At 37.1% G+C, this 9,305-nt stretch carries 5 protein-coding genes and 4 pseudogenes; 5 read left to right on the forward strand and 4 right to left on the reverse strand.

Annotated elements, in window-relative coordinates; all coding sequences use genetic code 11:
- A pseudogene (locus LFLEISCH_RS15145) lies at window positions 1–244 on the forward strand (DUF1731 domain-containing protein); the annotation flags it as partial.
- A 141-nt stretch (window positions 245–385) separates the two neighbouring features.
- Here the strand turns inward: LFLEISCH_RS15145 and mprF are convergent.
- Together mprF and LFLEISCH_RS13995 are read right to left on the reverse strand one after the other, a co-directional pair.
- A pseudogene (gene mprF, locus LFLEISCH_RS13990) lies at window positions 386–2,975 on the reverse strand (bifunctional lysylphosphatidylglycerol flippase/synthetase MprF).
- A gap of 27 nt (window positions 2,976–3,002) precedes the next feature.
- A complete protein-coding gene (locus LFLEISCH_RS13995) occupies window positions 3,003–3,680 on the reverse strand; it encodes a VanZ family protein (RefSeq protein WP_007477898.1) in 678 nt (225 codons plus the stop codon).
- A 186-nt stretch (window positions 3,681–3,866) separates the two neighbouring features.
- Between LFLEISCH_RS13995 and LFLEISCH_RS14000 the strand changes: the two genes are divergently transcribed.
- From LFLEISCH_RS14000 to LFLEISCH_RS14010, 3 genes are all read left to right on the forward strand, one after another.
- Window positions 3,867–4,610: a MerR family transcriptional regulator gene (locus tag LFLEISCH_RS14000; protein WP_007477901.1), complete on the forward strand. Its 744-nt coding sequence runs from the start codon at window positions 3,867–3,869 to the stop codon at window positions 4,608–4,610.
- 221 nt (window positions 4,611–4,831) lie between these two features.
- The gene (locus LFLEISCH_RS14005) at window positions 4,832–5,023 is read left to right on the forward strand and encodes a DUF3311 domain-containing protein (RefSeq protein WP_007477903.1); all 192 of its coding nucleotides are present in this window, start codon (window positions 4,832–4,834) and stop codon (window positions 5,021–5,023) included.
- Complete coding sequence (locus tag LFLEISCH_RS14010) at window positions 5,020–6,474, forward strand: sodium:solute symporter family protein (RefSeq protein WP_007477905.1); 1,455 nt, start codon at window positions 5,020–5,022, stop codon at window positions 6,472–6,474. The genes LFLEISCH_RS14005 and LFLEISCH_RS14010 overlap by 4 nt, the downstream gene beginning before the upstream one ends.
- A 17-nt stretch (window positions 6,475–6,491) precedes the next feature.
- Here LFLEISCH_RS14010 and LFLEISCH_RS14015 read toward each other — a convergent pair whose 3' ends face one another.
- Window positions 6,492–6,809: a hypothetical protein gene (locus tag LFLEISCH_RS14015; RefSeq protein ID WP_007477914.1), complete on the reverse strand. Its 318-nt coding sequence runs from the start codon at window positions 6,807–6,809 to the stop codon at window positions 6,492–6,494.
- 81 nt (window positions 6,810–6,890) lie between these two features.
- Window positions 6,891–8,292, reverse strand: a pseudogene (gene rlmD / locus LFLEISCH_RS14020) (23S rRNA (uracil(1939)-C(5))-methyltransferase RlmD).
- A 261-nt stretch (window positions 8,293–8,553) separates the two neighbouring features.
- On the opposite strand from rlmD, the pseudogene LFLEISCH_RS16565 reads away from it, so the two are divergent.
- Window positions 8,554–9,225, forward strand: a pseudogene (locus tag LFLEISCH_RS16565) (deoxynucleoside kinase); the annotation flags it as partial.
- Window positions 9,226–9,305 lie beyond the last annotated feature (80 nt).

Raw genomic sequence — 9,305 nt, forward strand, 5'->3', positions numbered from 1 at the left:
CCATCAATTTTGTTGCCCCCCACCCTGTTCAAGAAAAGAAGTTTGCTGAGGTGTTAGGTAAAAGAATTGCATCGTCCTTATAAGACGCGAATTCCTAAAAAAGCCATTAAAACTTGTCTTAGGTGATAAATCGGCTATGATTCTAGATAGCCAGCGTGTGTATCCTGACAAATTGCTTGCTAACCATTTTGAATTTCAATTTAACACCATCGATGAAGCTTTAGCTGATTTGATGGCTGAGTAAAATAAGAGTGCATAGCTTTTGCTATGCACTCTTATCATCACAACTGCTTAGAGAGCCATGTTCGCGCATGGTTCTCTTTCTCTTTTCCGTTTTAAACATATCTATTCCAACAAAATGAAATGATTCGGTTCGAAACATTGTTTATTTTTCTTGCTCTGAATCAGAAAGGGGGACTTCTAAAATAATTTGTTTATGTGAAAGTTGACGTTTTTTTCCTACAAGGAGCATTAATTGGAGCATGGTAAAGGCGATAGAGCTTCTTTTTCTATAGGCTACAAATTTCTGAACCCAAACATTGACATATTTGGCTTTATAATTGCGTAAACCTTTAAAACCATAGAAGCCTTGGCTATAGCGGTAAACTAAACCGGCCATCCGCTCCCCTAAAAAGGCGTATTTGGATTCCCCAACATTAGCAAGAGGTGCCATGCCCATGTTAAATACTTGATAACCATGTTCTTTTGCATCTTCAAATAAGTGGATGAAGAGGAAGTCCATCATGCCAGAAGGCGCGTCTTTACCGTAGCGCATTAGATCGATGGAGGTAAGCTCATCGTTATAAGCTGGCATTAGATTGGCGAAGGCCACAATTTCTCCATCTTTATTTTTAGCCACAGCGATGCCTGCTTGTTCCAGGTAATAGGTATCGAAAAAGCCTAACGAAAATCCTTTTTCGGTACGGCCATCTAACCATTCGTTTGAGATTGCTCGCAAGGTTTTCCAAGTTTCGGCACTAAGCGGCGCTTTTAAAATTTCAAATGTGTAACCTTCGCGTTCGAATTTATTCATTAACGCCCGCTCACCTTTTTTCTTTTTACCAGAAAGAGAGAAATTAGTGACGTCAACATAACCTTCTTCGCCTAATTTAATAAAATCGAAACCGATTTCGTGCAAATACGGAAGCATATCGCCACGGACTTCATAAAAGACTGGTCGGTAACCGAACATGTCCGCATTTTCAAGTAGCTCGAGAATGGCGGCATCACGCCGATTTGGGTCTCCTGTCGGCTCACCCATGATGACCATTTTATCGGCAATAATACGGAAGGCGAATAAAACGGTATTATCTTGTGCCCAAAATAGCATTTTATCGCGTAAAAACATGGTATGGCTGACTTCATTTCCGCCCCATTCTTCTAAGTGGGCGCGAACTTTCTCTGCCTCAAATGGGCTTCCAAGTTTTTCTTCGGACTGGGAAAAGTAGATATAAATTGCAATAAGACAAATGACAGCGATAAGCATTCCAATAAAGCCTGTTATCCACACATGTTCTGAAGCTATCTCTAAATATTCTGGTATCTGCTTTTTATGTTGGATATTTGGTGAATTATAGATGCCGATAATTACATAACCTGCTAGACAAGCAATAAAGATAAGGACATCCATAATAATTTTACTCCAAGTATATACAAATTTCTCACGATAAAATTCTTTTCGTGCTAGAAAAACGCATAGTAACACGATGCCAAGGAAAATGGCTTGTTTAATGGAAAATACACGCGCTAGGGTGTTAAAAATGGCACAGCCTAAAATAATGACGGTCGTAATATATGCTTTTTTGGTTTTGCTCTCAATGGCGCGTCCTAGGCCAAGGAGTAAGAAACCAAACGCGACGTTTGTAACTTGAGAGATGAACAGAAAACTAAAAGGCATGAGTTTATACAAAAAAGGAACATGGTAAATCGCAAACGGAACGACTGATGACAATATGAGCATGAGCCCGCTAAAGTACACAAAAATGATGAGGAAACGGTGGGCAAGCTTTTGTAAAAATAAAAATGGCAGATTTTCTAAATAATCATTAAAACGTTTGCCTGCTTTTTGTACAAAGAAAAATAAACCTGCGACAAATGGGATGATGTAATAAAAAATTCTGTAAAACAGTAACCAAACTAAAGCGAGTTCTTCGGAAACGCCTAGTTGCCCTAAACCGTACAGCATAACTAAATCAAATGTCCCTACCCCGCCTGGTACCATAGAAATAATCCCGATAACCGATGCGATAACAAATAATGGAAATACTTTCATTAAATCTACTGGTTCATTCATTAAAAAGCCAATGATAACAAAGCAACCAAAAGCAAAGCCCCAATTCTAGTAGAGACGCGGAAATAAGTGTCAGTTCACGTTTTAATGGGAGATCCTCAAATAAAGATTTACTTTTCCATTTGGTTATGATAAATAAAATGGGAAAATAAAGTCCCCCACCAAGAAGCCACGGCCAGTAGTTTACAAAATGATTAGCAAAATTCGGTATTGGAAGTGTTGCGAGGCCGATTAAACAATAAATCGAGAGGCCGGAAACTAAAAACAACGCAATTTTTGAAATTGCAAGTAGAATTTCTTTATGCGAAGCATTTTTTCCGTAAAAGCTTGCTCGTAGTGAAGCTCCTAAAACGCCACCAAAACCGCCTATATTTGTAAATGTATTAGTTATCCAACCAGATGAAATGACATGCATCGTCGAAAATTTCCCTGGCAAAAGTTTTACGATAACGAAATCATAAATAAGCATAGGGGTGACTGCAATCAACCCGACGATAATCATAATGAGAATACTTTCTGGACTTTGTGAGGTTAAATTTTCTTTTAAAGAATTGTAATCCACGGTGGTTAAAATATTGATAACCTCATAAATTACAAATAACATGATGAGTGTGACAAAAACAATCTTTACAACTTTACTGTTTCTCTGAAAAAAATCATAAGCTTGCAATAATTTTTCTTTCATTTTCAATCTCCTTCGCTCGTCAAAGAATTAACGCCTTTTTTTCCCAATTCGTTTTCTAAGCGCCGGTATGCTATATATGACTACTACTCCCAAGCAGCCACTTAAGGTATTTAAAATAACGTCATCGATATCTGTTGATCTTCCGTCTGGTAACATAATGCCATCAAATCCGGTAATCAGTGTTGTTTGTGCAAGTTGTATCAGTTCAATTGCGCAAGAAGTCAAAAATACTACTAAAATGGCCATACCTGCCCTTTTACATATTTTAAAATAAAGTAGAAAGAAAGATAACGGTGCAAGAAGCAGTGCGTTTCCAGCAATTTGAATGATGGTCGGCATGGTTGGCAGCGTCTGTCTAAATGTATTTTCAATTGTTGTAAATGGTTCAAGATTAATCATATCTGTTTGAATGTAAAAATGGCCCGTATACGTACTGCTAATAAAATCCCCCACCGCGATGTACGTGACAAGATGATGTAATACAAACACATATAAAATAAAAACGACAAACCACACAAAATCAATACTTGTCTTTAAAACTGCTTTTTTTGTTAAAATATAAGTAATAATGAACAAAAAGATTCCATTTGCTGCTGAATTAATGAGTTCTGGTCTGCTTCCAAATTGAAGCGCCAGTGTAATCCCGTACCCAAGATATAAAAGAGGAAGACTAAGGACAAGATATTTCAAATTACGTGCTTGCATTAAAAAAGTTCACGCCTTCCCAAATATTTTTTCTATATATCTAGTTTAGCAGATAGGCATCTTATTGAAAAGCGAACGCACGCACATTCTAGCTTACATTTTTGCAAGCCTAAAAATATTTTAAAAATCATATTGACCTTAACGTTACGTCAAGGTTTATAATACAGTTACGGAGGTGTTTGAGCGGTGGAATATACAATTCAAAAAGTCGCAAAATTAGCTGGCGTAAGTGCACGTACGCTACGCTATTATGATGAGATTGGTTTATTAAAACCGGCCAGGCTGACTTCAAGTGGCTACCGGATTTATGGGCAAGCTGAGCTGGATCTTTTGCAGCAAATTTTATTTTACCGGGAGATGGATCTTGCTCTTCCAGAGATTAAATCGCTCGTAGCAAACCCTAATTTTCAGCCAAAAGAGGCTTTAAAAAGTCATCATAAAGAACTTCTTCGTAAAAAAGAACGCTTAGATGTGTTAATTCGTAATGTTGAAAACACGCTTAGTAGTATGGAAGGAATGAAGAAAATGACGGATAAAGAAAAATTTGAAGGCTTTAAAAAAGAGCTAGTTGATGAAAATGAACGAAAGTACGGCACGGAAATCCGTGAAAAATACGGGGATAAAAAGATAGATGAAAGTAATGCTAAAATGATGAAGCTTTCGGAAGAAGATTTTGCTAAAATGGAAGCTTTAAATAACGCGCTTTTTGAATTATTAGAGCGTGCCAAAACAGAGGATCACTTACAAGCAGAAATTTATGAAGCTCATAAAAAATGGCTGTCGTATTCTTGGCCAAGCTACTCAAAAGAAGCTCACGCCGGGCTTGTGAATATGTATGTGGATGATTCGCGTTTTACAGCTTATTATGATGAACGTGGTGGTGAGGGTACGGCTAAACGGCTTCGTGATGCGGTTATCGCTTCTATCTAAATTAAATCTCGCCCTCCTTGTGGAGAGCGAGATTTTTTGGCGTCTTGTGTGTTTTTATGGTATCTTTTGTATAGAAAACTTTATGGAGGCTTGTGTATGACGAAAAAATCGACCGATAAAAAACTGCTCATTAAAATTTCAGTAGTTGTTGTATTCGGCTTATTACTTTTTGATGCTATTATTATTTGGGCATTAATGCAATAACATGAAGGAGGAAGAAAATGAAAAAGTGGCTTTTAATCATCCCCTTTTTATTTATTCTTGGCGGCATTCCATTTGCAAACCGGGTTTATCCTCTTATTTTTGGTATCCCCTTTGTTTTAGCTTATATTGCAAGTGGGATTATTCTTTCTTCCATTATTTTATTTCTTTTATATAAATGGGAGCAAAACGGGGAGGACAATGTGTCATGACAGCGCTCATTATTATTTCAGCCTTTTTTATTTTAACGATTATTTTAGCTGTTCGCGCAAAGCAAAAGCAAAAAATGACACTTGAAAACTGGGCAGTCGGAAATCGAAGCTTTAATACGGTATTTGTTTTTCTTTTAACAGCTGGAGAAGTCTATACAACTTTTTCTTTTTTAGGTGGGAGCGGTTGGACTTATTCAAAAGGGATTTCAGCGGTATATGTAATGGTGTATATTGCGCTTTCATATGTCTCTTCTTATTTTTTATTACCTCTTATTTGGTCTTATGCCAATAAACATCGGCTTGTTTCCCAGTCTGATTTTTTTGCTAAAAAATATGACAGTAAATGGCTCGGCGTGATTGTCGCGCTTGTTGGGGTTATTGCGATTGTTCCGATTATTGTTATTCAACTAAAAGGACTCGGTATCATTGTTTCCCTAACCTCGTATGGTAAAATCCCGATGAATACCGCGATTATCATTGGAACACTTGGCATTATTTTATACTCTGTCCTTTCAGGTATTCGTGGTGTTGCTTGGATATCTGTCTTGAAAGATTTTATGATTTTATTTGTTATTGTTTTTATGGGGATTTATTTACCTCTTCATTATTTTGGTAGCTACGGAGAACTTTTCACACAAGTGGCGGAAGTGAAACCCGAACTTTTAACATTTCCTAAAACAACCTATACAGTTACTTGGTTTATTAGCACAGTTCTCTTCTATGTACTTGGATTTTATATGTGGCCTCAAGTTTTCGCCTCTACTTTTACTGCTAAAAATGCCAATACATTTCGAAAAAATGCCATTATTAGTCCCATTTATACGCTAATGCTTTTATTTGTTATTTTTATCGGCTTTACAGCGGTTATTAAAGTACCGGGCCTCCAAGGTGACGAAAGTGATTTGGCTCTTATTCAACTCGCGATAGATAGTTTTAATCCGTTTTTTGTGGGTATCATTGGGGCGGCGGGGATGCTTACCGCACTTGTGCCCGGATCTATGCTCTTAATGACGGCGAGTACCCTTTTTTCTAAAAATATTGTTTATGGGTTAAAAGAGGGCTATGATGAGGCTCGTGTCGCGCGGCTTTCGAAGATTTTCGTGCCTATTCTTGGCGGGCTGTCGTGCTTATTTGTTTTTCAAGGTGGGAATGCGCTGGCTGCGATTCTTCAAGTGGGGTATAGTCTTATTGTACAACTTTGTCCGGCCTTGTTTGCCAGTTTGATGAAACGAAATCCGGTTACGACGGCGGGGGCGATTTCTGGTATTGTTACGGGGATTTTAATTACCATTTTTATTAGCAATTATAGTATGACACTTGCGACAATTTTCCCTAGTTTGCCACGTGTTATTAGTGATATTAATATCGGCTTTTTACCGCTTCTTGCCAATATTTTGGTTACGTTTATGGTGAGTACATTTACAAAGAAAACAGCAAACTTTGGGCATTAAAAAAAACTTGGTAGATGTTACCAAATTTTAACTACTTTTCCAAATATATTCTTGCGTTTGACCCAACCATTTACAAAGCCGTGGTTATTCGCAATTTGATATTCCGTTTCTTGATGGCGCGTTCGTACAGCGGAAATCAGATGCGTGTAATAGTTCCCCTTTACTTTACAAAAAACAATCATTTTTGGTTCTAATAAAGTATGTTCATTCACAGGTTCTAGACTGACCGGCTGATTTGATTTAATGATTGGCAACATGGAATTACCCGCTTCTTTATACTTCTCAATAAATTTTCCATTTTGAAGTAATGAGGCGATGTAGCTTGCCTTTGACATATTTTCTCCCTCCTTTACAAACTAAATATAACAAAAGACCTACCTTTTGTAAATAGGAAAAAAGCTGGCCCGTTTTTGCGGTCAGCTTTTTATTTTTTGCTTCTGATTCGATTTTAAAGTTAATTTTACAACACATTCCACTTGGCTTGTCATTGGAAACATGTCTACAGGTTGTAAATAACGAATACGATAACGTTTTTCGAATAAAGCTAAGTCTCGTGCAAGCGTGCTAGGATTACATGATACATATACGACTTGCTTCGGACGAGCGCCTAAAATCGCTTGTGTTAAACTCGCATCTAGCCCAGTTCGCGGTGGATCGACAATGACAGCATCCGGTGTATAGCCTTCACTACGCCATTTTTGAAATACATCTTCAGCCGTCCCCGTAACATAATGAGCATTTTTAATTCCATTTTTTGCTGCATTGTTTTGAGCATCTAAAACGGCCTCCTGAATCACATCCATGCCGCGCACTTCAGATACTTTATCTGCAAGTGATAAACCAATTGTTCCTACGCCGCAATAAGCGTCCACAAGCTTTTCCGTGCCTGTTAGCGTAAGCGCATCAGCTACTTCGTCGTATAAGCGACTAGTTTGCTTAGGATTCAACTGAAAAAATGCGCGTGCCGATAAATCAAAATGAAATTCATGGATCGCTTCGTCAATACTCGTTTTACCTTCTAAAAGAATTGTTTTTTCACCAAAAATTAAAGAGGTCGCTTCTCGATTGATATTTTGCATAATCGAAACAATTTCTGGATGTAACGCTTTGATTTCAGTCAAGATTTCTTGTTTTTTCGGGAAATTTTCACTTGTTGTAATGAAAACCAGCTGTACTTCATCCGTTACAACTCCAACCCGAACCACGATGGTGCGGATGAAACCTTGACCAGATGTCTCATCATACGCCGAAAGACCGTATTGATTAAGTAAATCGCGTACTGAATTCGTAATTTGAACGGTTCGCTCGTCTTGTACGAGGCAATCATTTGTTGGCACAAGTTCGTGGGAATCGGCGCTAAAAAGGCCTGTTTCAATGGCGCCATTTTGATTCATTCTGGCCTGAAATTGGCTTTTGTTACGATAACGAAATGGATTTTCCATTCCAATGGTTTCTCGAATTTTCATTTTATCCGTATTAAAGTTTGTATTGTTTTTTTAGTGCTTGAATTAAAATATCTTTTTTAAATTGTAACTGGGCCGGATAGGATACATGTTGCAATTGACATCCCCCACACGCCTCATAAACAGGACAAGGCGCTACAACCCGATTTTTAGATGCTTTTCTTATTTTCCGCACCACGGCTTCACTGTAGTTGGGCGCCGTTTTAGTCACTTGGACGACGACCTCCTCATCCGTAAGCGCGCCTTTAACAAAAATAATGGTTTTTTTGAAGTAACCAATTCCTTCACCATTAATGCCCATTTTTTTAATTGTCAGGGGAAATTCTTGCCCGACCTTCATTTGCGCTTCGCTCAACATGCTCTCCTCCATTTCATTCTTTTTTATACTACCAAAAAATGCTAGTTTTGTCATGAGAATAAAAAAAGTGTCTATCAAGAGATAGACACAAGAGGTGAAACTTGAAATAACAGATTACTCTGTAAGCTTAACATTATTTTTTTAAAATGTCTGTGTATTTTTTGTGAACTTTTGTACAAACTTTGTTCAAACTTTTAACTTCGCTCGACTATCTGATACAATAACTAGTAAGACAATTGATATAGGAGATTTGAAAGGATGGAAAAAAACGTGATTGTACTTGCAGGAATGATTGGCGCTGGTAAAAGTAGTTATACAGAACTGATTTCAAAGGAATTAGGTTCAAAAGCTTTTTACTGAAAGCATTCAAAGATAATCGTATTCTTGAACTTTTTTTATAAGGAACCGAAACGTTGGGCTTTTGCACTTCAAATTTATTTTTTTAAATACACGTTTTTCGTAGCATTAAACAACTGGCCCAATTTGATGTTTACAAAATAATGTTTTATGACAGAAGTATTTATGTAAGACGCCCTTTTTACACAAATTAATTTTGAAGAAGGTAATATTTCCGAACCTGAGATGGATACTTATCTCGTATTTACTTGATAACATGATGGAAGAAATCCGATAACCCTTCCGAAAAAAATCATCCTGATTTACTGTATTTTATTTGCGAAGGAAAGCTTAGATGATCATGTTTTAAAACGAAATTTAAAAAATGCGCGGTCGTCCCTTGTGTAAACAAAATTTCAATTTTAAAATCCCCGGTTTTACTGGATTACTATACCACTTTACACAGTCGTTATGATGACTGGTTTACTTCTTATCATCATAGTGACACACTTGTTTATTAATATTGATGAGATAGACATTCATAACGAAGAGGATGCACGTATATTAATGCTTCAGAATTCGAAAAAAATTAAAGGAAGTAAGGCATTAATAAGTAAAAAACCAAAAGATATACAGTATACATTTTGGGTTTTTTTGGTTTGATTGATTAATTG

Source organism: Listeria fleischmannii subsp. fleischmannii LU2006-1 (assembly GCF_000344175.1).
GTDB lineage: Bacteria > Bacillota > Bacilli > Lactobacillales > Listeriaceae > Listeria > Listeria fleischmannii.